Origin of the sequence: Halorussus aquaticus (genome assembly GCF_024218795.1) — an archaeon.
Taxonomy (GTDB): Archaea; Halobacteriota; Halobacteria; order Halobacteriales; family Haladaptataceae; genus Halorussus; species Halorussus aquaticus.
Genome location: NZ_CP100400.1, coordinates 2,420,111 through 2,447,079, shown reverse-complemented (window position 1 = coordinate 2,447,079; position 26,969 = coordinate 2,420,111). Strand labels below are relative to the sequence as shown.

At 65.2% G+C, this 26,969-nt stretch carries 24 protein-coding genes and 1 pseudogene; 13 read left to right on the top strand and 12 right to left on the bottom strand.

All coding sequences use genetic code 11. The features are described 5' to 3' along the window. Nucleotides 1-483 precede the first annotated feature (483 nt). The 4 genes from gatE to NGM06_RS12650 form a co-directional block, all read right to left on the bottom strand. A complete protein-coding gene (gene gatE, locus NGM06_RS12665) occupies nucleotides 484-2,355 on the bottom strand; it encodes a Glu-tRNA(Gln) amidotransferase subunit GatE (RefSeq protein WP_254267308.1) in 1,872 nt (623 codons plus the stop codon). Between the two features lie 36 nt (nucleotides 2,356-2,391). Continuing rightward, nucleotides 2,392-3,900, bottom strand: a complete 1,509-nt coding sequence (locus NGM06_RS12660) for a PH domain-containing protein (RefSeq protein WP_254267307.1) — start codon at nucleotides 3,898-3,900, stop codon at nucleotides 2,392-2,394. Beyond that, nucleotides 3,897-4,361, bottom strand: a complete 465-nt coding sequence (locus NGM06_RS12655; RefSeq protein ID WP_254267306.1) for a PH domain-containing protein — start codon at nucleotides 4,359-4,361, stop codon at nucleotides 3,897-3,899. The genes NGM06_RS12660 and NGM06_RS12655 overlap by 4 nt, the downstream gene beginning before the upstream one ends. 105 nt (nucleotides 4,362-4,466) lie before the next feature. Then, the gene (locus NGM06_RS12650; RefSeq protein WP_254267305.1) at nucleotides 4,467-4,991 is read right to left on the bottom strand and encodes a hypothetical protein; all 525 of its coding nucleotides are present in this window, start codon (nucleotides 4,989-4,991) and stop codon (nucleotides 4,467-4,469) included. Nucleotides 4,992-5,120: 129 nt separating this feature from the next. Between NGM06_RS12650 and NGM06_RS12645 the strand changes: the two genes are divergently transcribed. The 3 genes from NGM06_RS12645 (at nucleotide 5,121) to NGM06_RS12635 (ending at nucleotide 8,739) form a co-directional block, all read left to right on the top strand. Continuing rightward, a complete protein-coding gene (locus NGM06_RS12645; RefSeq protein ID WP_254267304.1) occupies nucleotides 5,121-7,052 on the top strand; it encodes an ABC transporter ATP-binding protein in 1,932 nt (643 codons plus the stop codon). 41 nt (nucleotides 7,053-7,093) lie between these two features. Further along, nucleotides 7,094-7,861, top strand: coding sequence for a hypothetical protein (locus tag NGM06_RS12640; protein ID WP_254267303.1), 768 nt, complete (start codon nucleotides 7,094-7,096; stop codon nucleotides 7,859-7,861). Nucleotides 7,862-8,037: 176 nt separating this feature from the next. After that, nucleotides 8,038-8,739 (top strand): TMEM165/GDT1 family protein, encoded by a 702-nt coding sequence (locus NGM06_RS12635; protein ID WP_254267302.1) that lies wholly within the window; start codon nucleotides 8,038-8,040, stop codon nucleotides 8,737-8,739. Nucleotide 8,740: 1 nt separating this feature from the next. Here the strand turns inward: NGM06_RS12635 and NGM06_RS12630 are convergent, their stop codons facing one another. Together NGM06_RS12630 and NGM06_RS12625 are read right to left on the bottom strand one after the other, a co-directional pair. Further along, the gene (locus tag NGM06_RS12630; RefSeq protein ID WP_254267301.1) at nucleotides 8,741-9,136 is read right to left on the bottom strand and encodes a hypothetical protein; all 396 of its coding nucleotides are present in this window, start codon (nucleotides 9,134-9,136) and stop codon (nucleotides 8,741-8,743) included. Between the two features lie 173 nt (nucleotides 9,137-9,309). Beyond that, the gene (locus NGM06_RS12625; protein WP_254267300.1) at nucleotides 9,310-10,725 is read right to left on the bottom strand and encodes a class II fumarate hydratase; all 1,416 of its coding nucleotides are present in this window, start codon (nucleotides 10,723-10,725) and stop codon (nucleotides 9,310-9,312) included. Between the two features lie 285 nt (nucleotides 10,726-11,010). Here NGM06_RS12625 and NGM06_RS12620 point away from each other — a divergent pair, with 285 nt between their 5' ends. From NGM06_RS12620 to NGM06_RS12600, 5 genes are all read left to right on the top strand, one after another. Further along, nucleotides 11,011-11,631, top strand: a complete 621-nt coding sequence (locus NGM06_RS12620; RefSeq protein WP_254267299.1) for a hypothetical protein — start codon at nucleotides 11,011-11,013, stop codon at nucleotides 11,629-11,631. 139 nt (nucleotides 11,632-11,770) lie between these two features. Beyond that, entirely contained in the window at nucleotides 11,771-13,147 is a 1,377-nt protein-coding gene (locus NGM06_RS12615) for an ABC transporter substrate-binding protein (RefSeq protein ID WP_254267298.1), read from the top strand. 27 nt (nucleotides 13,148-13,174) lie between these two features. Beyond that, entirely contained in the window at nucleotides 13,175-14,242 is a 1,068-nt protein-coding gene (locus NGM06_RS12610; RefSeq protein WP_254267297.1) for a carbohydrate ABC transporter permease, read from the top strand. After that, a complete protein-coding gene (locus NGM06_RS12605; protein ID WP_379793550.1) occupies nucleotides 14,239-15,180 on the top strand; it encodes a carbohydrate ABC transporter permease in 942 nt (313 codons plus the stop codon). The genes NGM06_RS12610 and NGM06_RS12605 overlap by 4 nt, the downstream gene beginning before the upstream one ends. A gap of 49 nt (nucleotides 15,181-15,229) precedes the next feature. After that, entirely contained in the window at nucleotides 15,230-16,393 is a 1,164-nt protein-coding gene (locus NGM06_RS12600) for an ABC transporter ATP-binding protein (RefSeq protein WP_254267296.1), read from the top strand. A gap of 22 nt (nucleotides 16,394-16,415) precedes the next feature. Here NGM06_RS12600 and NGM06_RS12595 read toward each other — a convergent pair whose 3' ends face one another. From NGM06_RS12595 to NGM06_RS12585, 3 genes are all read right to left on the bottom strand, one after another. Further along, complete coding sequence (locus NGM06_RS12595) at nucleotides 16,416-16,961, bottom strand: hypothetical protein (RefSeq protein WP_254267295.1); 546 nt, start codon at nucleotides 16,959-16,961, stop codon at nucleotides 16,416-16,418. A gap of 223 nt (nucleotides 16,962-17,184) precedes the next feature. Next, nucleotides 17,185-17,439 (bottom strand): BolA family protein, encoded by a 255-nt coding sequence (locus tag NGM06_RS12590; protein WP_254267294.1) that lies wholly within the window; start codon nucleotides 17,437-17,439, stop codon nucleotides 17,185-17,187. Nucleotides 17,440-17,658: 219 nt separating this feature from the next. Further along, complete coding sequence (locus NGM06_RS12585; RefSeq protein WP_163521511.1) at nucleotides 17,659-17,934, bottom strand: MarR family transcriptional regulator; 276 nt, start codon at nucleotides 17,932-17,934, stop codon at nucleotides 17,659-17,661. Nucleotides 17,935-18,108: 174 nt separating this feature from the next. On the opposite strand from NGM06_RS12585, the gene pan1 reads away from it, so the two are divergent. Further along, nucleotides 18,109-19,323: a proteasome-activating nucleotidase Pan1 gene (pan1, locus tag NGM06_RS12580; protein WP_254267293.1), complete on the top strand. Its 1,215-nt coding sequence runs from the start codon at nucleotides 18,109-18,111 to the stop codon at nucleotides 19,321-19,323. Nucleotides 19,324-19,434: 111 nt separating this feature from the next. On the opposite strand, the pseudogene NGM06_RS12575 reads toward pan1, so the two are convergent. The 3 genes and pseudogenes from NGM06_RS12575 to NGM06_RS12560 form a co-directional block, all read right to left on the bottom strand. After that, nucleotides 19,435-20,424 (bottom strand): annotated as a pseudogene (locus tag NGM06_RS12575) (bile acid:sodium symporter family protein). A gap of 303 nt (nucleotides 20,425-20,727) precedes the next feature. Next, nucleotides 20,728-20,865 (bottom strand): hypothetical protein, encoded by a 138-nt coding sequence (locus tag NGM06_RS12565; RefSeq protein WP_170977446.1) that lies wholly within the window; start codon nucleotides 20,863-20,865, stop codon nucleotides 20,728-20,730. 147 nt (nucleotides 20,866-21,012) lie between these two features. Beyond that, nucleotides 21,013-21,210: a DUF5800 family protein gene (locus tag NGM06_RS12560; protein WP_163521508.1), complete on the bottom strand. Its 198-nt coding sequence runs from the start codon at nucleotides 21,208-21,210 to the stop codon at nucleotides 21,013-21,015. Nucleotides 21,211-21,324: 114 nt separating this feature from the next. Between NGM06_RS12560 and NGM06_RS12555 the strand changes: the two genes are divergently transcribed. The 4 genes from NGM06_RS12555 to NGM06_RS12540 all read left to right on the top strand — a co-directional run bounded on the left by NGM06_RS12555 (nucleotide 21,325) and on the right by NGM06_RS12540 (nucleotide 26,966). Then, nucleotides 21,325-22,575 carry a polymer-forming cytoskeletal protein gene (locus NGM06_RS12555; RefSeq protein WP_254267290.1) on the top strand — a complete coding sequence of 417 codons (1,251 nt, stop codon included), beginning with the start codon at nucleotides 21,325-21,327 and terminating at the stop codon, nucleotides 22,573-22,575. Nucleotides 22,576-22,826: 251 nt separating this feature from the next. Continuing rightward, on the top strand, nucleotides 22,827-23,678 hold the full coding sequence (locus NGM06_RS12550) for an electron transfer flavoprotein subunit beta/FixA family protein (RefSeq protein WP_254267289.1): 852 nt from the start codon (nucleotides 22,827-22,829) through the stop codon (nucleotides 23,676-23,678). Between the two features lie 2 nt (nucleotides 23,679-23,680). Continuing rightward, nucleotides 23,681-25,306 carry an electron transfer flavoprotein subunit alpha/FixB family protein gene (locus NGM06_RS12545; protein ID WP_254267288.1) on the top strand — a complete coding sequence of 542 codons (1,626 nt, stop codon included), beginning with the start codon at nucleotides 23,681-23,683 and terminating at the stop codon, nucleotides 25,304-25,306. After that, entirely contained in the window at nucleotides 25,299-26,966 is a 1,668-nt protein-coding gene (locus NGM06_RS12540; protein ID WP_254267287.1) for an FAD-dependent monooxygenase, read from the top strand. The genes NGM06_RS12545 and NGM06_RS12540 overlap by 8 nt, the downstream gene beginning before the upstream one ends. The last annotated feature ends 3 nt before the right edge of the window (nucleotides 26,967-26,969 follow it).

Below are 26,969 nucleotides of genomic sequence, written 5' to 3'. Positions count from 1 at the left end.
ACTCGGCCGCGTCTCTGCCTGACCTCTTCCCCGTGTTTGCCCGGTCATAATGTTCTTGACCGACCACGATGAAATATGGAGTATGTCCCGTGGTGAGTTCGTTCCCGTTCGTCTCCTACTGCTGGGTTTCGTAGGGTTCTTCCTGCCGATCTACGGGTTGGCGACGGACCGAGTGGCCTACGTTATCTACGGGTCGGTCTTCGGTGGAGTCCTGTTCGTCGTGCGGTGGCGGTGGTGGTGGGAACCGTTGCAGTCGTACCTTACGAACGCTGAGAACGGATAACCGTACCACGAGTTAACTTCGGTATCCTGGGTCAACTCCGTAGAACCGGTCGGCCTGGGTGAACAGTCCGACCGACGGCGAGACTCCTCAACTCGCATCGGTTCGTCTCAGGGACGCGGGTACGAGAGAGTAGTCGGCAGAAAGTGTCGATTCGAGTACTATCTCACGGGAAGACCGGAGTAAAAGCCGTCGATAGAGGCTCAGGCCCGCTTCTGAATCTCCTCGCGGAGAATCTCGCTCACGAGGTCGCCGTCGGCCTTGCCGCCGAGCGCTCCCATCGCCTCGCCCATCAGTCCGGAGAACGCCTGCATGCCCTGCTCCTCGACCTGTCCCTCGTTGCGCTCTACGACTTCGACCACGGACTCGCGGACCTCGTCCTCGGCCGCGCTGCCGAGACCCTCCTGCTCGACGGCTTCCGCGGCAGTCAGGTCCGGATTCGCTGCGAGCGCGGTCAGCACCTCGCCGACGTTCCCCTTGGCCGTCTCTCCCTCGGCGACTAGTTCCAGCGTCCCGAGGAAGTGGTCGTCGGTCAGGTTCTCGACCGGCACGTCGTCGCGCCGGAGTTCCGTCACCGTGCTCTCGACGGTCTGGGCGGCGAGCGTGGCGTCCGCGCCCAACTCCTCGACGGCGCGTTCGAAGAGGGGCATGCGCTGACCGTACGCGACCTGCTCGGCGAGTCCGGCGTCGAGACCGTACTCGTCCTGATAGCGCTCGACCTTCTCGGTCAGGAGTTCGGGCGTCTCGACCTCGCTCGGGTCGGGTTCGACCGGCGGCACGTCGGTCTCGGGGTACATCCGGGCCGCGCCGGGGAGCGGGCGGAGGTAGCGCGTGGTGCCGTCCTCGTTCGCGCCGCGGGTCTCCTCGGGGACGCCGTCGAGGGCGGTCTCGGCCCGTTCGGCGGCGGCCTCGATGGCGAGGTCGGCGGTCTCGGGGTCGGCGGCGACGATGGCCACCGCGTCCTGTTCGCCCGCACCGACCGCCTCGCGGAGGGCGGCGACTTCCTCGTCGGCCACGCCGTAAGCGGGGAGTTCGTCGGTGTGGAAGATGCCGCCCGCGCCGTGGCGCTTGGCGTGGTCGGAGAGTTCCGTGCCGAGGCGGCGGTCGGTCTGAATCTCCGCGCCCACGAGACCGTCGAAGCCGTAGAGCGGGACCGCCGTGACCTTCCCGCCAGAGTCCAGCGCGCCGCGGATGACGCCCGAGTCGGTGTCGGCGAAGGTGTCGGTCACGTCCTGCACGTCGCCGATTTCGGCGTCGCGCTCGCGGAGTTCGTCGCGAATCTCCAGCAGGCGGACCTGCCGGTGGACCTCGTTCTCGACGAGGTCGTCGATGTCGTCGAGGCTCTGGACGCCCTTGACCTCGACGCGAGCGCCCTCCTCGATGGAGATGTTCACGTCCTGCCGGATGGTGCCCAGACCGCGCTTGACCTTGCCGGTCGAGCGCAGGAGCATCCCGATGGTCTCGGCGGCCTCGCGGGCCTGCGCGGGCGACCGGATGTCGGGCTTGGTGCCGATTTCGACCAGCGGGATGCCGAGTCGGTCGAGGCTGTAGAGGACGCCGTCCTCGCGCTCCTCGACGCGCTGGGCGCTCTCCTCTTCGAGCATCAGGTCCTCGACGCCGACCGCGCCGTCGCTGGTCGAAATCTCGCCGTCGGAGGCCATCAGCGTCGAGCGCTGGAACCCCGACGTGTTCGACCCGTCCACGACGATTTTGCGCATGACGTGGGCTTGGTCCACCACGTCCATGTCGAGCAGTTGCGCGATTTCGAGGACGACCTCCTGCGCTTCGTCGTCCAATCGGTGTGGCGGTTCGTCGTCCTCCTCGACCAGACAGGTGGTGTCGTACGAGAGGTACTCGAACTCGCGGTCTACGCGACTCTCTTCGAGCGCCGCCTCGTCGATCTCGCCCAGTTCGCTCTTGGTCGGGTGCAGGAAGCGCGTGAATCGGTGGTCGGCCGCCTCGGGTTCCCGGAGTTCGGTCGGACAGTTGCAGAACAGTTTGGTCTCGGTGTCGAGTTGCTGGTGAATCTCCAGTCCCGCGACGAGGCCGAGTTCCTCGTAGTCGTGTTCGGTCATTACTCGCCACTGGGACCGCGAAGGGTAAAAAACCGTTCAGTCTCGGCGCGAGGCGTCCGGGTCCGAATCCGAACGCCGGTCCGCCTCGACTCGCCTCTCTGATAGACGCTCCTGTAACTTCTCTCCGACGAACTCCCGTAACTCCACCGCGTCCGCGGCGGCGAGGTCCACCGCCGCTGCCGCGCCGCCCGCCGAACTCGCGGTGTCGATTACGACGTCGGCCAACTGCCACCGTTCCCGTCGCTGGAAGAGCGTCTGGGTCTGGATGACGGTCTGGACCCGGTAGTACGGCACCACCTTCGTCGTCCGCGTCCAGAACCCGTTTCGCGTGAAGACGTGGTCTTCGCCCGTCGCGTAGCCGCGGTTGCGCCACTTGAGGTGGGCCGTCACGGGGGCGAGGAGGACGAGCGCGAGGGGAGTGAACGGGACGTACCACGCGACCGGTTGCCCGGTAACTCGCCAGAGGACCGCCAGCGCGCCGACCAGCGCGGCGACGCCCAGCGCGAACCGAATCGCGTACCGGGTCCGCGCTCGCCGGGGCGGGCGCTCGAACTCGGGCAGGTCGAACGTCTCCACCTCGCGGGCGAGTCGAAGCACTCGCTCGCGGGTCGCCAGCGGAATCGCGGCCTCCGACCCCTGCGAGGGCGACTGTCCCGGCCCGTAGCCCGCCGTCTCGACCGCGAGCGTGGCGTAGCCGAACCGCCGCATCAGGACGTTGGCGTCGAGCGTGAGCGTCTGGACCTTCGACAGCGGAATCGACCCGTCGTATCGCTGGAGCAGGCCGCGCTCGTACCGGAGTTCGTCGCCGACGCGCGTCAGTCGGAAGCCGTAGTAGCGAGCGAACGTGACCGCGGCGCTGACCGCCCAGAGCGCGACGGTGAGGAACGCCGCCAGCACGAAACCCCCGAACACGGCCAGTTCCGCCACGCCGGGCACGAACGGGAGCGCGGCCGGACCGAACGCGAGCAGCGAGACGTACCGGAAGTCGAACGAGAGCGCGCTCAGCAGGGCGAGTTCCTCTGTCCGGAGTTCGAAGAGTTCCTCGGTCTCGTCGCGCGCCTCGGCGGTCGCGGTGTCGGTTCCGTCTTCGGCTTCCTCGCCCCGTTTGAGGCGCTGAATCTCGCGCTGGAGGCGCTTGGCCTCGTCGTAGCCGACGTACCGGAGGCTGGCCTCGGTCCCGCCGCCGCCCGCCGTTTCGAGGTCGAGGACCGAGACGCCGAGCGCGCGCTGGACCACGTTGCGCGAGATGTCCACGTTCTGGATGCGGCCGAGCGGAATCTCGCGGTTGCGCCGCGAGACGACTCCCGACGCGATTTCGAGACCGTCGTCGGTGAGTTCGTACTCGAACCGGCGGTAGTAGGCGACCTGCCAGAGCGCGGCGGCGACGACGCCGAGGGCCGCGAGACCGACCAGCGCCGGTCCCGCGAGCGGGAACGGGAGCACGTCGGTCCCCGTCAGCGACTGGCCGACGAAGAACAGCATGATGCCGACGCTCGTGCCCCGCGAGAGCGCCCGGTACGGAATAGATATCGGGTGGAGTTTCATACCGCGTCGGACTCGCGCTCGCTCTCGATGGCGAGGCGACGGAGTTGCTCCTGCAGGTCGTCGGCGCGCTCTGGCGTCAGCCCCGGAATCGTCACGTCCGCGCCGCGGGACCCGGCGGTGTAGACCACGACGCTCGCCAGTCCGAGCGTGCGCTCGACCGGACCGCGCTGCGTATCGACGTGCTGGACGCGGACGAAGGGAACGACCGTGTTCACTCGCGTCAGGACGCCCCGTTCGAGGTAGAGGTCGTCCTCGCGCACCTCGAAGCGCCAGACGCGATACCGGAGGACCGCGAAGACGGCACCGAGCGCGAGCGCCACGGCCGCGACGGCCAGTCCGACCCAGACGCCGACGCCGAGCGCGAATCTGTCTATCAGTGTCGCGACGACGCCCACGACGACTGCGGTCACGACTGCGCCGACGCCCCAAGCGAGGCGGACGCGCGGATTCAACACTTCCATGCGTAGAGAAACTCCCTCGCGTCCGATAAGTTCCCCGTCTGCGCTCGCACCGGCGGCGGGTACGCTCCGAGCAGTCTCGTCCCCGGTTCAGGTCACGACCCGACTTCACCAGAGAAGCGACTCGACGACGGCGAAGAGTAGCGCGGGAACGACGAAGGCGGCCACGAGTTCGAGTCCGGCGACGAGCAACAGGAAGACCGCCCACTCGGCGACGGCCCGGAGGTGGCCCGCCGTCGCCGCTCGGCGGACGCCGAACAGTAATGCGACGAGCGCGAAGACGGCGAGTATCGAGAGCAGTTGGACGCGTCCGCCGGGGACGCCCCGTTCGACCGTCGAAACCGACTCGGCGACCATCGGGGACCCGAGGAGCAACGTCATCCCGTAGGTGTAGACGAAGAGGAAGTACGCGCCGACGAAGCGCCAGTCGGCGACCGATTCGGGGCGCTCGTCGGTCAGGTTCTCGGCGAGGGTGACGAGGTGTCGCCGAACCGTGGGAAGCGCGACCAGCGCCGGCAGCGAGACGGCCGCGACGACGCCACCACCGACGAGCGTGACTGCGACGACGACGAGGACAGCGGCTATCAGGAGCAGGGCGAATTTGAGGAGGCCGAACAGTCCACCGGACAGCATCACCTGTCAGGACGGCGGCCAGTCGGAAGAAAGCAACTCGCGTTGTCGCAGAACACTCCCGGACACTGCTGCTGATTCGCCAAGCCTTTTCAATTGGCTGGCAATATCACTCAGGGATTACCGACTCCGATGAGTACAGACGAACCCCTCGACGCGGAGTACGTCGAGAAACACCGCGAAGACGTAGAGCATCCGCTGATACAGCTGTTCGTTCGGTTCGGCGAGGGCGCTCGGCACTGGTTCCTGCTCGGCATCCTGTCGAGCATCGGCGCGCGAGGCCTCTCGCTGGTTCCACCGGTCGTCCTCGGGGTGGCTCTCGACGCCATCTTCCGGAACGACGCACCGTTCGCGCTCCCGGGCGTCCCCTCGGCGTGGCTCCCCGACGCCACCGTGGACCAGTTCTGGTTCGCCATCGGCCTGATGGCGGTGGCGATGGTCGGGCAGGCGTTCCTCAACTTCGTCCGCCAGACCTCGCTGAACCTCTTCTCCCACCGCGTGAAACACGAGGTTCGGACGGCCACCTACCAGCGGATGCAGCGACTCGACATGGAGTTCTTCGACGAGACTCAGACCGGCGAACTCATCTCCATCCTCTCGAACGACACCAACCGACTGGAGCAGTTCCTCGACTCGATGATGGGCGAGGCCATCCAGTTGGGGGTCCTGATGCTCGGCACCGCCGTCGTCCTCCTCTGGCTCAACGCCCAACTCGCGGCGGTGACGCTGGTCGTCATCCCGCTCTCGATACTGTTCACCTACTGGTACACGCGGCTCGCCGAGGAGCGCTACACCGACGTTCGCTCGTCCATCGGCGACCTCAACAGCCGACTGGAGAACAACCTCAACGGGATTCAGGTCATCAAGGCGAGCAACACCGAGGAGTACGAGGACGGCCGCGTCGAGGACCACTCCTACAGGTACTTCCGACTCGACTGGCTCGCGCTCCGTCTCAGTTTCGTCTACCGGCCCGGCCTGCAGGCGCTCACGTCGCTCGCGTTCATCGCCACCTTCGTCGTCGGCGGCGTCTGGATTCTCGAAGGGCCGCCGGGACCGTTCTCCGGGGACCTCTCGGTCGGCCAGTTGGTCACGTTCCTCCTGCTGACCCAGCGCATGGTGAACCCCCTCGCCCAGATGGGCAACATCGTGGAGCGCTACGAGGACGCCAAGGCCTCCACCAAGCGCATTCTCGGGCTGATGAGCCTGCCGGTCCGGGTCGCGGACGCGCCGGACGCGACCGACCTCGGCGACGTGGACGGCCGCGTCGTATTCGACGGCGTCTCGTTCGGCTACGACGACACGCCGGTCCTCGAAGACGTGGACTTCGAGGCACAACCGGGCGAGACCGTCGGTATCGTGGGACCGACCGGTGCGGGCAAGACCACCATCGTCAAACTCCTCTTGCGCCTCTACGACGCGGACGAGGGAGCGGTCGAAATCGACGGCCGAGACGTGCGCGGGGTTACCCTCGCCAGTCTCCGTCGGTCGATAGGCTACGTCGGACAGGACAACTTCCTCTTCGACGGGACGGTGGCGGAGAACATCACGTACGGCCGCTTCGACGCGACTCGCGAGGAGGTCGTGGCGGCGGCCGAGCGCGCCGAGGCCCACGAGTTCGTCACCAATCTCTCGGACGGCTACGACACCGACATCGGCGAGCGCGGGGTGAAACTCTCGGGCGGCCAGCGCCAGCGCGTCGCCATCGCGCGGACAATCCTCCAAGACCCCGAGATTCTGGTCTTCGACGAGGCGACCTCCGCGGTGGACACCGAGACCGAGATGCTCATCCAGCGGTCCATCGACGAACTCGCGGCCGACCGCACGACGTTCGTCATCGCCCACCGCCTCTCGACCGTGCGCGACGCCGACGCGATTCTCGTCGTCGAGGACGGGCGCATCGTCCAGCAGGGCACTCACGAGGAACTGCTCGCGGCGGACGGACTCTACGCCAACCTCTGGCGGGTGCAAGCCGGTGAGATAGACCGACTGCCCGACGAGTTCGTCGAGCGGGCCAGCGCCCGCGTCGCCCGAGAGGGAATCGGGAGCGGGGAGCCGACCGACTGACCTCCCGGAGATTTATATCGGCCGTTCGTGAAGCGCAACGTATGGGAAGCGAGCGCGAGGATAGCCTCTCGACCGACCGGAGTGTCTCGCCGGACCGCGGCGCTTCCACCGAGCGGAGCGCCTCGTCACGCCGGGTCCACGTCCGGAAACTCGACGCGGTCGATACGCTCCGGTGGTCGTGGGACGTGCTGACCGACAGGCCCGAACTCGTCGGTCTCGTGTTCGTCGTCTCGGTCATCACGGTCGTCACGCCGGACGGCGTCTCCCGAACTGCGGTCGGCGAACCCCCTCAGATCGCCGACTGGGCGTGGCCGGTGTACTTCGCGCTCTGTCTCGCGGTCGCGCTCGTCTGGGGCGTCGCCTACGCCAGCGCCGACGCCGCCGTCGAGGAGCGCCCGGCGTCGCTGACCGATAGTATCACCGACACTGCGACCCGCCTCCCGGCGTTAATCGTCACGGCGGTCCTGATGTGGCTGCTCACGGCGGTCGGTCTCCTGCTGCTGGTCCTGCCCGGCGTCTACCTCTTTCACCGGCTCGTACTGGCGTACCCGGCCTGCGTCATCGACCGAAAGGGACCGCTCGCCAGCCTCAGGGCGAGTTGGCGCGCGAGTCGCGGGAACGTGGGGAAACTGTTCGCGGTCGCGTTCAGCTACCTCGCGCTCGTGGGCGCGTCGAACGTGCTGTCGGGCGTGTTGGGCCGAGGGACGCTGGCGAGCGGGGTCGTCTCCGCCGGACTCGCCGCGGGCGCAATTCCGCTGTTCGGTCTCGCGTTCGGCCACCTCTACCTCGAAAGCAGTCGGAACTGGTAGTTCGTCCACGTGCGGTTTCGTTCGCCCGGCTTCCGCACCGTTTCGTGGCCAAGATACTATTTAGAAGGGAAGGACTTTTACTTTAGACTCGTCTAATTCCTTCCGACCATGGTCTCTGGAACTGCGGTTCCCTCTCACCGCCGACCGCCCGTCCCTCCAGCGGAGGTGCGCACTCGATGACCGGATGGCTCGAAATCCTCGTAGTGGCGTTCACCGCGCAGTTGGCCGTCCTCCCCGGCGAGAAGGTCCAGTTCATCATCGCGGGACTCTCCACGCGCTACAACCCGTGGGGCGTCGTCGCCGCGGCCGGGAGCGCGTTCGCCGGATGGACCGCGCTCGAAATCTGGTTGGGGGGCGCGCTGAAGGGCGCACTTCCGACCGTCTACCTCGACGTGTTCACCGCCGTCCTGTTCCTCACGTTCGCCGTCCTCCTCGTTCGGTCCGCCCCGGAACCGGGCGAGTCCGTCGCGGAGACCGACGGCGGCGTCGCGGCCGCGAACGAACTCGACGTGTCGGTGTTGGGCCGCGACGTCCCCAACGTCGTCGGCGGCTACCTCCCCATCTTCGCCATGATGGCGGCCGGGGAGTTCGGCGACAAGACCCAACTCGTCACCATCGGACTGGCGGTCCGGTTCGGGGCCGAACCCGCGATTTGGGCGGGCGAGATGTTGGCCATCATCCCGGTCAGCATCGCCAACGCGTTCTTCTTCCACAAGTTCTCCGGCAAGTTCGACGTGCGGAAGGCCCACTACGGCGGCGCGTTGCTGTTCCTCTTCTTCGGTCTCGACACCGTGCTGGCCGTCCTCACCGGGTTCTCGGTCTGGGAGACCGCGGTCGGGACGGTCGCCGGTGCGATTACGGCCGCGCTCCCGGTCTGAGCTATCTCCCCTCGAACGCGTCCTCGATTCGCTCGCGCACGTTCTCGGCGGTCCCGGCGTTCTCGTGTCCCTCGTCCAACTCGAAGGCCGCGAGCGCGTCGGTCACCGCGGTGGCCTCCGCGCGCGACAGTTCTACCCGCTCGGTGTCGTCGGGGTCGTTGCCGCCGAAGATGGCGTCGTTGTCGAGCCATCCCGTGTCGTCTCCCGCCGCCATCTCGCCCTTCTCGACGCCGCGGTGTTCGTCGAAGTCGAACTCGGCGGCGAGGTGGTCCTGCACGTTCTGGATTCGCATGCCCCGGTCACCGGATGCGGTCATCTCCTCGTCGGACAGCGCGGCGATGACCACACGTGCCTCGTTCCGCGTCATTCTGAAGGAAGCGGTATCCCGGTCGGTCATACGCGGAAACACGGTCGCCTGACTGAAACGAGTGGCGGGCGTTCCGGAGGCGTGGCTCTCGGTCGTCGTCCGCCGAGTCGGAGTCGACGGTGTCGCCGTCGAACTCCTCACTCCGGCGTCTTCGAACTCGACTTCGGGCAGAAAAACGAGGCAATCGAAGTGACGTGGCGTCCTCAGTCGTCGCTACCGAGGATACCGCGGTGGGTCATGGCCTCGGGGTCGATGACCTCCTCGGCCTCCTCTTCGCTGAGGTAGCCCTTCTCGACGACGACCTGCTTGACCGTCTTGCCCTCCTTCAGGGCGGTCTTGGCGGCGTCGCTGGCCTTGTCGTAGCCGATGTGGGGGTTGAGCGAGGTGGCCAGCGCCATGCTCTGTTCGACCTGCTCCTCGCAGTGTTCCTCGTTGGCCTCCAGTTTCCGGACGAACTTCTCGCCGAACACCTCCGAGGCGTTGGCGAGCATCTCCGCGGACTGGAGGAAGTTGTGGGCGAGGACGGGCTTGTAGAGATTGAGGTCTATCTGACCTTCGGCGGCCCCGGCGCTCACGGCGGCGTCGTTGCCCACGACCTGCTTGTGAACCTGATTGACCGCCTCGGCCACGACGGGGTTGATTTTGCCGGGCATGATGGAACTACCGGGCTGGTTCTCGGGTTGCTCGAGTTCGCCGAGACCGTTCCGCGGGCCGGAGGCCAGCAGGCGGAGGTCGTTGGCTATCTTGTTGAGCGACCCCGCGATGGTCCGGAGCGCGCCGTGGGCCTCGGACATCGCGTCGTGGGCGGCCTGCGCCTCGAAGTGGTTGTCGGCCTCGCGGAAGTCGACGCCGGTCTCCTCGGAGATGTACTCGGCGGCCTTCTCCGGGAAGTCGGGATGGGTGTTGAGGCCCGTGCCGACCGCGGTGCCGCCGAGCGCGAGTTCCGAGAGGTGGTCGCGCACGTAGTCGATTCGGGAGAGGCCCTTCTCGACCTGCGTACGGTAGCCGCCGAACTCCTGTCCGAGGCGGACCGGCGTGGCGTCCTGCAGGTGGGTGCGGCCGGTCTTGACGACGCCGTCGAACTCCTCCTCCTTGGCTTCGAGCGCCTCGCGGAGCGCGTCGAGCGCCGGGAGCAGGTCCTTCTCGACGGCTTCCAGCGACGCGACGTGCATCGCGGTGGGAATCACGTCGTTGCTGGACTGACCGAAGTTGACGTGGTCGTTGGGGTGAATCTCGCGGGTCCCGACTTCCCCGCCGTAGATTTCGGTCGCGCGGTTGGCGATGACCTCGTTGGCGTTCATGTTCGTGGAGGTGCCCGACCCGGTCTGGAACACGTCCACGGGGAACTGGTCGTCGTGGCGGCCGTCGATGACCTCGTCGGCTGCCGCCACGATGGCGTCGGCCTTGTCCTCGGGAATCAGTTCGAGGTCGCGGTTGGCCTCCGCGGCGGCTTTCTTCACGACGCCGAGCGCCCGGACGAACCGGCGACCGAACGTGATGCCCGAGATGGGGAAGTTCTGGAGCGCGCGCTGGGTCTGTGCGCCCCAGTAGGCGTCCGCCGGGACCTGCATCTCTCCGAGACTGTCCTCCTCTATCCGGTAGTCCTCGTCGTCAGTCATACGCGTCGAAGTTGGTCCCCTCCGGGCGTAAAACCCTCCGGAACGCACTCGGGAGCACGTCGGCAGTGCGGAGACCCCTCGAAAGGCGGAGAGTGTCTTCGTTCGACGACTGTGGACGACGTCGTTACCGTACTGACGGAGACCGTGGCAGTTGAATCCCGCGTACCGATGCCGACTACGGTAAACCGACCACTTCGCGATACAGAGTCTCTGTAGGGCCTTCTGAACTTTATTTCTAGTATACTAGAATAGATTTAAAATTATGGGGGTCATAACGACGTATGCATGCACGGTGATAACAAGCGGCTCGACCGGCGAAGCGTCCTCAAGACTATCGGTGCGGCTGCCGTCGTCGGCACCGGACTGACCACGACGACCGGAACCGTGGTCGCCGAATCCGACCGTCTCGCTCGTAACTACCGCAACGAGCGCAGACTACGGGTCGCGTTCGAACAACACGGTGCAGGACTCCGACAACAGTTGGTGGACGCGGGGTTCGTCAGCGAAGAGTTCGACTTCGGTGACGTGAACTTCGACATCGACCCGGACGTGACCGGGTTGGAACCGACCGCAGAGGACCGTCTCGCTGGCGTCACCGGAACCGTCGAGAAAGAGACGGTGACTGCGCTCGGTATGGCCTCCACGAGTAGCGATACCCACGAAATCGGCCTGTACGTTCAACCGGAGCGCGACGAAGCCTACGCCCTCGTCGAGCCGAAGGACGGCGACCGGCGGTTCATCGTCACCGACTCGGAGGTGACCCCACAGGGGTGTAGTTACACTGGCTGCGTCGAAGAGTGTTGTGCGGAGAACTACAAGAAGCAGAACACGTACAACTGCGACCAAAACTGCAGAAATTGCTACGTGTACTCCACGGACTGCGCCTGTTCGGACGACGTCTGCTGACCGAACGGCCCCTTTTCTTTTCGAGAATCGACGGAGGGCAGAGTGCTAACTGTTATCAGCTCGCAGTTTACTCGGTACTGCATTAATTTTAACAACCTTTAAGTAGCTTCTAGCAGATGCACACACCTAGGCCTACAGTATGACAGATGCCAACGAAGGTTCCGACGTTTCTCGACGCGACTATCTCAAAGTAGCCGGTGCTGGTACCATCGGCGTCACCGGACTGGCCGGTTGCATGGGTGGCGGCGGCGACGGCGAAGCGACGACCACGGAGGACGAATCGACGACCGAGTCGGACGGGTCCGGCGAGGAAACGACGACCGAGCAGGCGACCGACTACAACAAGCTCGAGGTCCAGCACTGGTGGACCGGCGGCGACGGTAACAAGGCCGTGACCGCGCTGTTCGAGGGCTTCAAGGAGAAGTACCCCGACATCGAGGTCAACCAGAACCCCGTCCCCGGCGGTGCGGGCCAGAACCTCAAGACGGTCATCAAGAAGCGCGTGCTGAACAACGACCCCCCGAGTTCGTGGCAGGCGTGGCCCGGCGCACACCTCCAGCCGTTCGTCGACGCAGACAAGCTCAAGGACATCGGTGACTCGGTCTGGTCGAAGAACAGCATGAAGAGCGCCTACAAGCAGGGACCGAAGGACGCCGCCAAGCCCGGCGGAAAGTTCGTCACCGTCCCCATCAACATCCACCGCCTCAACAACCTCTTCTACAACAAGAGCGTCGTCGAAGACGCGGGTGTGGACCCGTCGTCCATCTCGAAACCCAGCGACGTCGTGGCGGCGATGAAGAAGGTCGAGAACAACACCGACGCGGTCGGGATGGCCCACCAGACCAAGTCCGCGTGGTCCACCTCCCAGCTCTGGGCGCAGGTCCTCCTCGGCGAGTACGGGAAGGACACCTACGTCGCCTTCACCGAGGGCAAGGTCGAGGAGAACAAGGAGGCCATCAAGGACTCGCTCAGCATCGTCAAGAAGTACAAGAACTACTTCAACGACGACGCCGGTTCCATCTCGTGGACCGAAGCGAACAAGAAGATCATCAACGGCGAGGCAGCCTTCTTCCACCAGGGCGACTGGGCGGCGGGCATGTACCGCGGCCAAGACGGCTTCGAGTTCGAGTCCGAGTGGGGTCAGGTGCCGTTCCCCGGTACGAAGGGCATCTACGCGCTCAACATGGACTCGTTCCCGTTCCCGAAGAACAACCCCTCGCCGAAGGCCACGGAGAAGTTCCTGCAGTACTGTGGCTCGGTAGACGCTCAGGAGCGGTTCAACCCCAAGAAGGGGTCCATCCCGCCGCGGACCGACGTCCCCAAGGACAAGTTCGGGCCGTTCCTCAGCCGACAGATGGACGACTTCGCCAACTCCGAAGCGCAGGTCAAGTCCATCCAACACGGTCTCGCACTGCCGCCGGAGATCAAGAGCAACTTCGGCGACGCGATGTCCACGTTCACGTCGAGCTGGAACGTCGACAAGACCTACAAGCAGCTGAAGCAGGCGTTTAACTGAAGGACGTCCCAACTGTCCCTTTTTCACATGCAACGACTCAGAGACGTACTCCGACGGACAACCCCCGGAGAAAGCGATACGAGCGGGGAGCCTCGGACGGACGGCGGTGAGCGGACCGCAGATTCCGGCGGTTCGTCGGCGCTTCGTACCGACGGCGGGGCGACCGTCAGCGGCGAACCCACCGAGTCCGAGTCACGAACTGGGCGGTCGATCCTGTCGAGCGACTTCGTCCAGTCGTCACCGTTCTGGTTACCGCCGTTCCTGTTGATGGGTTTCTTCGTCTACGGAGCTATCGGGTGGAACCTCATCATCTCGCTGACCGACTTCGAGGGGCTACTGCTGCCGGAGTACAAGGTTTCGGAGTTCGACCTCGAGATGTACCGTCAGGCGTTCTCGGACCCGGGGTTCTGGACCGCGGCCCAGAACACGCTGGTCCTGTTGGTGGCGTTCACCGCAGTCTGCCTGCTCGTCGGCCTGCTGCTGGCCATCTTGGTGGACCAGGAAATCCGGTTCGAGAACACCTTCAGAACGATCTATCTGTTGCCGATGAGCCTGTCGTTCGTCGTGACCGCGAAGTTCTGGGCGTGGATGTACAACCCGGAGATCGGGATGATAAACGTCACGCTCCGCCAGGTCGGACTCGACTTCCTGACGATGCAGTGGATTTCGAACCCCGACACCAAACTGGCGGCGGTCATCTTCGCGCTCATCTGGCAGTTCTCGGGGTACGCGATGGTCGTGTACCTCGCGGGACTCCGCGCGATTCCGACCGCTCACTACGAGGCCGCGAAGGTGGACGGTGCGAGTACCGTCAAGATGTACTGGCGGGTCATCCTGCCGCAACTTCGCGCGTCCACCATGAGCGCCGCGGTGGTGCTGATGGTGTTCGCACTCAAGGCGTTCGACTTCCTCTACGTGATGTTCGGCAACAACCCCGGCCCGGCCGCGGACATCCTCGCGACGCTGATGTTCCGGGAGGCGTTCGGGTCGAACAACTGGGCGTACGGGTCCGCCATCGCCATCGTGCTGTTCGGCATGGCGCTGGCCGTTGTGACGCCGTACCTCTACAGCGAATACCGACGAGGTGAGCTATGAGTAGTCCGCCAGCCAATCCGAATCCGGAGGACCACACGCGAAGGGAGCGAATCGAGCGTGCGATGCGAGAGGCCGACAGGACCAGAGTGGCGCTCTACGCCGTTCTCGCCGGTCTCGTCGGGTTCTACCTCGCGCCGCTGGAAGCGGGGCTGATGACCGCTTTCAAGACGACCGAGGCGTTCAACCAGACGGTCCCGTTCCTCCCGCCCATCTTCGGCGGGTTCACGTTCGAACCGTGGCAGATAGCGTTCGACGCGATGTCCGGCGCGCTGATAAACAGCCTCCTGCTGGCGATTCCGGGGAGCGTCCTGTCGGCGGGTCTCGGGAGCATCGCGGCGTACGGACTGACGACCATCGACTGGAAGTACCAGATGCCGCTGGTCGCGCTGTTCGTCGCGGGCATCTTCATCCCGTATCAGGCGGTGCTGGTGCCGCTGTCGAGGCTCTACGCCATCGTGAACACGCAGGAACTGCTGTCGTTCCTCTGGGGACTCCCGCTGATGCACGACCACTACGCGAGCATCATCAACCTCATCGTGACCCACGTCGCGTACGGGATTCCCATCACGTTCCTGCTGTTCCGGGGGTACTACCGGTCGCTCTCGGACGACATGATAGAGGCGGCGAGACTCGACGGCGCGAGCGTGTTCAGCATCTACCGCAACATCGTCCTGCCGCTCTCGAAGCCGATGTTCGCGGTGACGCTCATCTACCAGTTCACCCAGATCTGGAACGACCTGCTGTTCGCGCTGGTCATCCTGCCGTCCGGCGGCGGCGCGGCCGCCCCGGTGACCATCGCACTCAACAGTCTCACGGGCGGCATCGTGGAGTCGTTCAACACCCAGATGGCGGGCGCGTTCGTCGCGGCCCTGCCGACGCTGCTCGTGTACGTCTTGTTCGGTGAACAGTTCGCGAAAGGAGTCGCGGGAGAAACGTAGCAATGCACGTAACAAAGATTTACACTACTCTACGACGGAGGACGGAACGATGGCGGAACTGACCTTAGACGGGGTAACGAAGTGGTTCGACGACGGCGGCGACCGTATCGTCGCGGTCAACGACGCCACCGTCGAAATCGAGGACGGCGAGTTCCTCGTGCTGGTCGGTCCCTCGGGATGTGGCAAGTCCACGACGCTCAGGATGGTCGCCGGACTGGAGACGGTCTCGCAGGGCGACATCCGACTCGGCGGTCACTCGATTACGAACGAACCGCCGACGGCGAGGGACATCGCCATGGTGTTCCAGTCGTACGCGCTCTACCCCCACATGACCGTGCGAGAGAACATGAGCTTCGGGCTGGAGGAGTCCACCGACATGCCCGACGACGAAATCGCGGCGCAGGTCGAACAGACCGCCGCGATGATGGGCATCGCCGACCTCCTCGACCGCAAGCCCGGCGAGTTGTCCGGCGGTCAGCAACAGCGTGTCGCCCTCGGACGCGCCATCGTGCGCGACCCCGAAGTGTTCCTGATGGACGAACCGCTCTCGAATCTGGACGCGAAACTCCGCTCACAGATGCGGACGGAACTCCAGCGGTTACAGGAGGAACTGGACGTGACGACGATGTACGTCACTCACGACCAGACAGAGGCGATGACCATGGGCGACCGCATCGCCATCCTCAACGACGGGGAACTCCAGCAGGTCGGCACGCCGCTGGAGTGTTACCACGAACCGCGGAACGTCTTCGTCGCGGGATTCATCGGCGAACCGTCGATGAACTTCTTCGACGCGGACTTGGAGAACGGCACCCTCGTCGCCGAGGAGTTCGAGTACGCCCTCTCGGACGACCTTCTCGCCGACGTGGAGGGCCACGACCGACTCGTCCTCGGCATCCGACCCGAGGACATCGAACTCGTCGGCGAGGGCGACGGTCCCCACGACTTCCGGACGCAGGTGGACGTCGTCGAACCGATGGGTAACGAGAACAACGTCTACTTGTCGTTCTCTAGCGCAGTCGGCGCTGAGTCGCCGGACGACGACGTCGAGACGTTCATCGCCACCGTCTCCGGGATGCGAAACGTCGAGAGCGGACAGGAAGTCGTCGCGCGAATACCCGAGGAGGCGATTCACGTCTTCGACCGCGACACGGGCGAGGCGTTGCACAACCGCGAGCTAGAGCGGACCGAAGTCGCACAGGCGAACTTCTAACCGCGGTTCACTCGGCCCTTTTTCACTCGTCGGTTTCGACTGCCGATTCGAGGAGCACGTCCGCGGCGGTCCGGTTCGGCGGGCCGAGCGTCTCCTCAAGCGCGAACCGCGCTATCTTCTGCTGGGCGTCCGCGACGCTAGTCGCTCCGCTCTGGAGTTCCGGCAGTAGATGCTTGTAGAGGTCGAGTTCGGCGTCGAGCGACCGCACGACTTCCGTTCGCGCTTCGCCGTAGGACTGCTCCTCGTTCACGTAGACGAAGAGCTTCGTGCTGTACTCGCGGAGTCGCTGTTTCGTCTGGTCGTTCACCGCGGGATGGTCGAGCAGGTCCTCGGCCGGGAGGCTATCGGCGTCCTCGTCGGTCGCGTCACGAATCTCGTCTCTCGCGAGCGTCTTGGCCGTGTCGTACTTCGAGGAGAGTTCGGCGCGGGTCTCCCGACTCGCCTCGGTCCACTCTTCGAGCAGTTCGAGCGCGTCGCCGAGCGTCTCGATGCGGTCGGCCAACTGTCGGCCGAACTCGGCGACGTTGCCGTCCTCGACCGTCTGAATCCGCTCAACGAACGTCGGCATGAACTGTCGTGAGAGGCGGAGATGATCGGAGCGTCGCTGTACCGGCGGCGCTGGTGTCGAACGCGGCGCAGGACGGTTTAGCACCGTGCAATCGGTCGCGGCCGCGGCGGAGGGGTTCGGTCGTTCGCTGTGCCATACTTCCGTTACGTCCGCCCGGACCCTTGGTCTCTCGGGTCGGCGAACGGACCTCGTCGCAGGCGGGGGTCGGGCCGCGTCCGACGCGTTACTCCTCGCGCTCGGCGTACTCCTCGGGCGTGAGAGTCGTCAGTTCGAGCGCGTGAATTTCCTCGGTCATGTGGTCGCCGAGCGCGTCGTAGACCATCTCGTGTTGCTGAACGAGTCGCTCGCCCTCGAACGCGGGCGAGACGACGGTGGCCGCGAGGTGGTCCTCGTCCTCGGGGCCGCGCGGATGGCTGACCGTCGCGTCGGCGTCTTCGAGGTTCCGTTCGATGAGTCGGGCTACGTCTTCGGCGTCCATACGGTCGCGTAGGTGTGGGGAAGTGAAATGCGTGTGGATGGCGGCCGAACATCGTCGGGAGACGCAACCCCTCGACGGATAGTCAGATGGGGATGTCTCTCGGTAGAAGACGAGAGAGACGAAATCGAGTAACACGGACCGCGAAATATCGGACGTTCGCTCGACGAAACGACGGACGGTATCTCCGAAGCTCCCAAATGTCAGGCTCCTCAGCGCGGTTTATTCGAGGTCTAGCGTGTAGAGACGTTTCCGGGCGTCCGAGAAGGAGAACCGGGAGGTGACGATTCCCTCGTCGTCCAATCGGTTCAGCGCGTACCGGACCGTCCGGTCGGGCAGCAGCGACTCCTCGGCGATCTGGCTCTGAGTCATCGTGTCGTTGTACTCCAAGACCTTCGCGACGAGTTTGGCGCTCGGCGGCAGGTCGCGTATCTCCTCGGTCACGTTCTCCCCCGTCAGGCGACCCTCCTCGGGTCGAGCAGTTTCTGACGCACTCATGCTATACCCCCACTTTTGGATACAGGGTAATAATATTTCCCATTCCAGTATATTACTTTGAAGCATGATTCGGTGCCGACACGTGGCACCTCGTCCCCCATAAATCACGTCAATAGTTGGCAGTTCTCACGATCACCCGAAGCCTCTTATGAGGGTGGGACCTAGAGCGTCGTGATGACTGACACCGTGGAAGACGTCGACCTCCCCTACGACGAGGAGAGCGCGTCCCAGCAGGACAAAATCGAAGCCCTCCAAGAGCGGTTGGAGGTTCTGGAGTCGCAAAACGAAGAGATGCGTGACAAGCTTCTGGATGCGAACGCCGAGAACAACAAGTACCAGCAGAAGCTCGAACGGCTGACGCACGAGAACAAGAAACTCAAGCAGTCGCCGCTGTTCGTCGCCACGGTACAGGAACTCACCGACGACGGCGTCATTATCAAACAGCACGGCAACAACCAAGAGGCGGTCACCGAAGTGACCGACGAGATGCGCGACGACCTCGAACCCGACGACCGAGTCGCGGTCAACAACTCGCTGTCCATCGTGAAGACGCTGGAGAACGAGACCGACGTCCGCGCTCGCGTCATGCAGGTCGAGGAGAGTCCCGAGGTCACCTACGAGGACATCGGGGGTCTCGAAGAGCAGATGAAGGAGGTTCGCGAGACGGTCGAGATGCCCCTCGAGAGTCCCGAGATGTTCGGCGAGGTCGGTATCGACCCGCCGAGCGGCGTCCTGCTCTACGGCCCGCCGGGGACCGGCAAGACGATGCTGGCGAAGGCCGTCGCCAACCAGACCGACGCCACCTTCATCAAGATGGCCGGGTCGGAACTCGTCCACAAGTTCATCGGCGAGGGCGCGAAACTCGTCCGCGACCTCTTCGAGGTCGCCCGTCAGCACGAACCCGCCGTGCTGTTCATCGACGAAATCGACGCCATCGCGGCCAAGCGCACCGACTCGAAGACCTCTGGCGACGCCGAGGTCCAGCGTACGATGATGCAACTCCTCTCGGAGATGGACGGCTTCGAGGAGCGCGGTGACATCCGCATCATCGCCGCGACCAACCGCTTCGACATGCTCGACCGCGCCATCCTCCGGCCCGGCCGGTTCGACCGCCTCATCGAAGTGCCCAAGCCCAACCTCGAAGGCCGCGAGAAGATATTCCGCATCCACACTCGCAACATGAACGTCAGCGACGACGTGGACTTCGACAAGTTGGCCAAGGACGCCGAGGACGCCTCGGGCGCGGACATCAAGGCAATCTGTACCGAGGCCGGGATGTTCGCCATCCGCGACGACCGGACCGAAATCCGGATGGAGGACTTCGAGAACGCCAAGGCGAAGATCGACGCCGAGGACGAGGACGAAGAAATCTCGAAGACGTTCGCCTGATTCTGCGCTCCTGCTGACGACGTTTCTCCTCGTCGTTTTCCGTTCGATTATCGGCGACGGAGCCGACTTTTACGCGACCGCAACCGACGAGAGGCGTCTCGACCGCGGGCGCTAGTCGTCGCCCGAGACAGGGGCGACCGACCCGCCGGACGCCGCCGGTTCGTTGCGCGAGAAGTACGATGCCAGCGCGGGACCGGTCACGTTGTGCCAGACGCTGAACAGCGCGGGCGGGAGCGCCGCGACTGGCGAGAAGAACGACGTCGCCAGCGCCACTGCGAGACCGCTGTTCTGGAGACCGACCTCGAACGCGCAGGTCCGCGTGCGGTCTTCCGACATTCCGGTTAGGCGTCCCACGCCGTAGCCGGTGCCGAGACCGATAGCGTTGTGCGCGACCACCGCCACCGCGACCGCCGCGCCCGCGGTGAGGATGGTCGCCTTGCTCAGACCCACGACCGCCGCGACGATAGCCACGATGGCGACGACGCTGACCGCCGGAAACACGTCGAGACCCGCCTCGGCGACGTCGGGTGCCTTCCGGTCGAGGACGTACCGGAGCGCGAACCCGGCGACGACCGGCAGGAACACCACTTGCACGATGCTGGAGAACATCTGCGCGAAGGTGACGTTCAACTGTTCGCCCGCGAGGAAGACGACCCACGCTGGCATGACGATGGGCGCGGCGAGCGTGGTCACGGTGGTGATGGCGACCGAGAGAGCAACGTCGCCTTTCCCGAGATACGTCATCACGTTCGAGGCGGTGCCGCCCGGCGCGGCCCCGACGAGGACGACGCCGATAGCGAGTTCGGTCGGCAGCGACAGCGCGACGGTGAGGGCGTACGCCGCCACGGGCATGACGACCCACTGCGTGACCGCCCCGATAGCGACGTCCCGCGGTTGCTCGACCAACCGCCGGAAGTCGTCGGGTTAGAGCGTCAACCCCATCCCGAGCATGATGACGCCCAGAAGCGGTGTGATGTACGGTTCTATCCACGTGAAAGCCGACGGCACCGCCAGCGCGACTCCGGAGGCCGCCAACACCCAGACCACGAAGTACCGATTCGCGACCTCGCTGACGCGGCGAACGGTATCGAGAGCGCTCACGGGAGTCCCCTCCCCGAGCGTGTCGTGTGCCGTCGTGACATCCTACTCCAAGCTTCTAGTTTCCGATGTTATGTCTGTCGGTCGAACAGGCCCCGGCAAATATGACTTACACGTCGGAGTTCGGTGTCGAACGGCCGTCCGGTCGATCGCAGAGAGGGAGCCGGACTAGTCACGTCCTCCTCGTCACGAGAAAAACGCCGCTCGCCCACCGGCAGGATAACGACGAGTTCCACCCCCGCACGGAGAACCGTCCGCACGACGCGTTCGGTCAGACCGGTTCCGTCGGCAGTCGCGTCAGACCCCTCACCCGAGCGCCACGAACACGGCGTAAGGCAACAGGAACAGGACGACGAACATCGCCAGCAGAATCGCGCCGTATCCGGCGAGCGTTCCGAACGCGGTCAGCCACGAGGGGTGGTCGAAGTCGGCGGGCAGGTTCATGGTCGGTTCGAGGGACGCCTGCGCCTTAATGCTACCTGATAGCGTTACGGGCGACCCACTCGCCGCAGCGAAGCACTCCGATTCGCGGCGGCGAAACTACCTGATTCGAGATGCCGGGGCTACCGTATCCCGACCGGGAAGACCACTTCACCTGATGATATCGCCGATGCGGCGCGCTTGACCGGACAAGTCCGGGTTCTTCTCTACGATTTTGAGGACTTCGTGGTCGGTCACGTCGAAGTAGGACTTTCCGGTCGCCCCCTCGATGAGGTCCTTCGAGAGTCGGAACTCCGTCCCCTCGTACACCACGTCCACGCCGTCCTCGTCGAACGCGAGCGTCGTCATACCCCCGCGTTTGACCGCGCCATTTAAAAACCCATCAGAACTGCCCCGGATACTGTCGGCTCACAGTCAGTTGTCTGACGGACGTTTATTAGGGTTGAATCGGTACGCCCCGATGTGCCGCTTGGTTCGGACCCGTTGGACGAACTCTCGATTCCAGACGGAACCACCGTCGAGGAACACGACCTCGTGACCGACGGCGACATCATCGTCGGCGGGCAGAGTACGGTCGAGTTCGGCGTCCGCGGTCACAACGTCATCGCGGGCGAGCGCGTGCAGTTCGGCGGCCACATCGAGGCCGAGGCCGACTGCCGCCTCGACATGTGGTCGGACATCGAAGACAACGTCCTCGTCGGACGCGACGCCTACCTCGGCGAACGCGTCCACATCGGCGGTCGCCTGATGGTGAGTGGCGACCTCGATATCGGCGACGACGTGGACATCGAGGAGGGGTTCGAGGCGAACGGATGGATAGTCATCCGTAACCCCATGCCGACAATCGTCTTCGTCTTCGTCTACCTCCAGCAACTCCTCCGAATCGGCGAGGAGGAGGCCGCCGAGGAGGTCATGTCCGAACTACTCGAGAACGAGGAAGTAGAGGCAGAACCCGTCGTCGTCCCGCGAAACGGCCACGTCAGCGACGACTCGTGGCGCGTCTCGACGCCCGCGACCATCGGCGACGACTGCCGTCTCCACGGCAACATCCGCGCCGAGTCCATCGAGGTCGGCAGGCGCAACGACGTGTTCGGCAGTCTGCGAGCGCGAGGCGACATCTCGGTCGCCGAAGAGACCGTCATCCACGGCGACGTGACCACTCGAAACGGAACGGTCGAACTCGCCGACGACGTGGAGATTCGCGGCGACGTCTCCTGCGAGGACCTCCACTTCCACGACGGCGCGGTCGTGGACGGGACGATGCGCGCCAGCGGGCAGATGTCGATGGTGCAGGGCGGAACCCACGAGCGAATCGCCGCCGACGGCGACGGCGGCCGGAAGCGATTCCACGGCGACCGTCCGGGTACCGACGATACGTCGGACGACGGCGACGGTGACGACGAGACCGGGAGTTCCGACGCGAACGAAGATATCGACGGAGAAGATACGGTCGAGACCGACGAAACGGACACGACCGAAACGGGCGAGAACGCCGAGACCGACGACTCCGAGAGACCCGAAGAGCCTACCGAACCCGAAGACTCCGCCGAAACCGAGACCAATTCTGAAACCGACGAACGCGGAGACGACCCCGAAGGAGAGAGCATCTCCGAGGATATCGACTCTGCGGGAGCGGTCGATGCCGAGAGCGACACTGATTCCGACAGCGAGAGCGCAGACGGCGGCGAGTTCGACTTCGAGACCGACGAGTAATCCTCCGTCCGAACCGGGATGGACTCCCAGTGAGTTCCGGTCGGTCGTGGAAAATTAGACGCCGACGGCATAGTCTGTCGAGGACACAGTTCTATTACCGAGACGAATTCCGGGTAGTGCTACTGGTCGTTCGTGTCCTCGTTCTCGCGCTCGAACCGCCATTCGCAGTGTCGGGGATAATGTAATAAACATTGAGGGTGAAATGTCCCACGGAACATGGGAGAGAGACTCACTCGCGTCAGGTGGTGTCAATGCACTCGGTAGTGTTGACGAAGGGCGTCCCCGACTTCCGAGAGGGACAGGTGTCGTTCGACGAAGACGGCCACCTCGAACGCGGCGCGACCCCCACGGTGATGAACCCCAACGACGAGTTCGCGCTGCAGGCCGCGCTCCAGACCAAGGTCAAGCGCGGCGGGACCGTGAGCGTGATGAGCATGGGACCACCGGGTTACGAGAGCGTACTGGAGGAAGCGATGAGCGTGTACGCCGACGACCTCTACTTGCTCTCGGACCGCGAGATGGCCGCGGCCGACACGTGGTCCACCTCCATCACGCTCTCGGCGGGCATCGAGAAGATGGAGACCGAACCGGACCTCGTGTTCGCGGGGTTCAAGACCGCGGACGGCGAGACCGGTCAGACCGGCCCACAGACGAGTTGGTGTCTCGACCGGCCCATCGTGACTCACGTCATCTCCGTGGATATAGACGAGGAGGCGGGCCGCCTCCGCGCGAAGCGACTCGTGGAGGGCGACGTGGACGAGATAGAGACCGTCGAGGCTCCCCTGCCCGCGTTCGTCGTGACCGACCCCGAGTTCGAACCGTCCTACCGGCGGGCCGAGCATCGACTCCGGCACAAGCGACTGAAGGCCGAGACCAAGGAGCGCGTGGCGAACTACGAGGACCACCTCACGACGTGGAGCGCCGAGGACCTCGACCTCGACCCGGACTTCATCGGTCTCGACGGGTCGCCGACCATCGTCTCGGGCGTGGACCCGATTCCGAAGGCTCCCTCCGAGCGCGAGGCGACGGTGGTCGAACCCGACGACGAGGCGGCCATGGAGGAGGTCGTCGAGACGATGCGGCCCCTCGCGGGAGGTGACTGACCGTGGCCGACGAGAACGCCGACGCGGACCTCGACCCGACCGAGTACACCGTGGACGAACTGAAGGACAAACTCGCGGCGGTCGAGAACCCCTCGGAACTCGACGCCGTGCTGGCGGCCGAACAGGAGGGAAAGGACCGCAAGACCGCCAGAGAGGCCATCCAGCGCCGCATCGACCGACTGGAGGAAGAGACGGAGGTCGAACCGGCCGACACCGACCACGAGGAGGAGTACGCCGATGAGCAAAGCTCATCGAGCCCTGCGACGCAGTCGCAGGACGCGGACGAGGGCGGCACGGACGCCCCCGAAGAAGCGACGGGTAGCGAGGAACCGGAAGGTGAGAGCGAGGCGGAAGTCAGTTACGAGGTCGAGGACCGGACCCGCGACAAGAAGCACGTCCGGGCGCTGAAGGGCGGCGACTACCGCGACATGTGGGTCTACTGCGAGACGCAGGGCGGCGAACTGCTCGACGTGTCCAAGGAGATGCTCGGCAAGGCCCGCGACCTGATGGACACCTACAACGCCGACTACGACGAGTCGGAGCGCGTCGTCGGCGTCCTCGTGGGCGACGAGGGCGCGACGACCGACCTCATCGAGGAAGTCGTCGCCTACGGCGCGGACGTGGCAGTCTACCACGAGGACGACCGACTGGAGCGGTTCCGCCACAAGCCCTACACCGAAATCGTCGCCGACATGGCGAGGGGCAGCGCGGACCCCCCGAACTGGGAGACCGGCGACCCCGGAAGCGAACCCACCGCCGATTGGCGCGACTACGACAAGCCACGGTACTTCCTCTTTCCGGCGACGAACAACGGCCGGGACCTCTCGGCGCAGGTGCAGGCCGAACTCGACTCCGGACTGGCCAGCGACTGCTCGGGGCTGTTCATCGAGGAGGAACTGATTTCGAACCCCGTGAAGACGGGCGAACCCGGCGAGAAGGTGGAGTTCGAGCGCGTCCTCCACATGAAGCGCCCGGACTTCTCGGGCTTCGAGTACTCGACCATCCTCTGTCTGGACAACCCCGGCCGGGAGTTCCACCCGCAGGGCTGTTCGGTGATTCCCGGGAGCTTCGACCCCATCGACCCCGACTACGAGCGCGAGGGCGAGGTGATCGAACACGACCTCGGCCTGCCCGACGACTGGTTCCGGGTGGACGTGACCGAGTTCGACCGCCTCGACGAGGGCGTCGACTTGACCGGCCACGAGGTCGTCGTGGCGCTCGGCCGCGGCATCGGCGACGACCCGACGAGGGGTATCGAGTTGGGACTGGACCTCGTTGACGCCTTCGAGGACGCCGCACTCGGACTCTCGCGGGGAGTGGTCACGGCCTCCTACGACGTGGACGGGCACGTCGCGAACTACGTGGCCGAGGAACGCCAGATCGGCGAAACCGGGCAGATGGTCGAACCGACCCTCTACGTCGCCGCGGGCATCTCCGGGGCGGTCCAGCATAAGGTCGGGATGGACGAGTCCGACACCATCGTGGCCGTCAACACCGACCCCGACGCGCGCATCCGGGACTTCAGCGACTACTTCGTCGAGGGCGACCTGTTCGAGGTGCTTCCCCGCCTCACCGAATCCGTCGAGGCGGGCGAACTGACGACGAAAGCGGAGGCCAGCGATGACTGACGACTACGAACACTACGAGGCGGTCGTCGTCGGGGCCGGACCCGGCGGGGCCGCGGCGGCGGCGGTACTGGCGCGCAACGACGTGGAGACCCTCGTGCTCGAACGCGGGGTCGAAGCCGGGTCGAAGAACGTGACCGGCGGCCTCGTCTACGCCGAGGAGTCCGCGCCCTACACGATAGACGGACTGTTCCCGGACTTCCGGAAAGAAGCCACGGAGCGTCCGGTCACCGACTACTACCTCCACAACGTCGCGGGCGAGAAGGTCAAGACTTTCGACATCACCGACCTCCACGAACACGACACCGAGTGGTCCGACGCGGTGCTTCGCCGGAAGATGGACTCGTGGGTGGCCGACCGGGTCCACGAGATGGCGAGCGAGACCGGCGGCGGTCTCCTGACCGACGTGCGGGTCAACGGTCTCCTCCGCGAAGAGGGCGAGATTGCAGGCGTGACCTGCGACGAACTCGACCCCATCCGGGCCGACGTCGTGGTCGCGGCCGACGGCGTGAACTCCGAACTCGCCCGCGACGCGGGCCTGATGGACTGGGAGGACCCCGAGGAGTGGTTCCAAGGAGTCAAGGCGGTCGTGGACGTGCCCGAGGACGTCATCGCCGAGCGGTTCGGCGTGAACGACGACGAAGGCGAGGCCCACCTCTTCTCGGGTGACCTGTTCGAGGACGTCCGCGGCGGCGGGTTCGTCTACACCAACGAGGACTCGCTGTCGGTCGGGTCGGTGTTCCACCTCGACAGCATCGTCGCGGAGGAGGCCGACCCCCACCGACTGCTCGACAACCTGCTCACCCATCCCCTGATGGCCGACTGGTTGGAGGGCCACTACGACGAGGTGGAGTACAGCGCGAAACTGGTCCCCGACTCGAAGAAGGCCGCCCACCCCGCGCCCCACCGCGGTCGCCTCCTCGTCGTCGGCGACGCCGCCGGGCAGATGCAGGCCCAAGGTCCCATCATCAAGGGAATGAACCACGCGGTCACCGCCGGGGCGCTCGCGGGCGAGGCCTTCGCCGAGGCCAAGTTACGAGGGAGTCCGGGGAAGGCGGGCGACCTCTACGAGCGAAAACTCCGCGAGGAGGGCGTGATGGGCAAACTCCGACCGAGGGGGTACCGGGTCGCCAGCGCCCTCGGCGAACGCGAACCGGTGACGGACCTGACCGACTCGATACTCACCTCGTCGGTCGGCCGGACCGCCGTCTCGCTGTTCGGCGGGACGCTGGAGAAACTCTACTCGTCGCCGACGCTCTCCCAAATCGTGCCCGACACCCGGACGCCGTACGTAACCCTCCCGACCGTCATCGCCGAGGAACTCGGCGAGCGCGTCTCCGGCGAGGCCGACTACGAACCGAAGGACCTCGCCGCGCGCATCGGCGACCTGACCTACGACACCGACGTGGGCAACCCCCACATCGAACTCCGGGACGACTCGATGGCGGCCAGCGGTGCGGCGGTGTACGCCTGTCCGGTCAGCGCGGAGGACTTCGGCGGCGGGTGCTATCGCGAGGAGACGGTCAAGACCAACGGGACCGAGGAGAAACGCGTCAGCCTCGACACCCAACCCTGCGTCGAGTGCGGCACTTGCGCGGTGGTCGCCGACACCGACTGGGAACACCCCCGCGGCGGCAAGGGCGTCGAGTTCAGGGAGGGGTAGTCG